This is a genomic window from Psychrobacter sp. GW64-MNA-CIBAN-0177, from assembly GCF_040309585.1.
Classification (GTDB): Bacteria; Pseudomonadota; Gammaproteobacteria; order Pseudomonadales; family Moraxellaceae; genus Psychrobacter; species Psychrobacter okhotskensis.
In genome coordinates this window covers 1-263 of record NZ_JBEOOY010000328.1, presented here as the reverse complement: position 1 = coordinate 263, position 263 = coordinate 1, and the positions used below count along the sequence as shown (strand labels likewise).

Sequence of the window (263 nt, the reverse complement as noted above, 5' to 3'; positions counted from 1 at the left end):
CCAGGTCACCTACGGCACCACCCTCAAGCAGCAGAAAGTCACCGGTTCCCGCGAAGGCTCGGCCTCGTGCCTGGCCATTGGCGCCGGCTGCACCGCCATTGGCGGGCCCAGCCCGTCAGCCGGCGACAGCGTGAAGAAGGCCAGCGACTTCCCCGACCCGACCATCAACACCTACTCGCTGTTCGCCCAGGACCAGATCACCTGGGACAAATGGACCTTCCTGCCCGCCGTGCGTTATGACTACACCCGGCTCAAGCCCAAGC

1 protein-coding gene is annotated in these 263 nt (G+C 65.8%); it reads left to right on the top strand.

Annotated features, from left to right (window positions below):
* Positions 1–263: TonB-dependent receptor domain-containing protein (locus AAEY79_RS15295; protein ID WP_352289357.1), on the top strand; the 263-nt coding region annotated here is incomplete at both ends.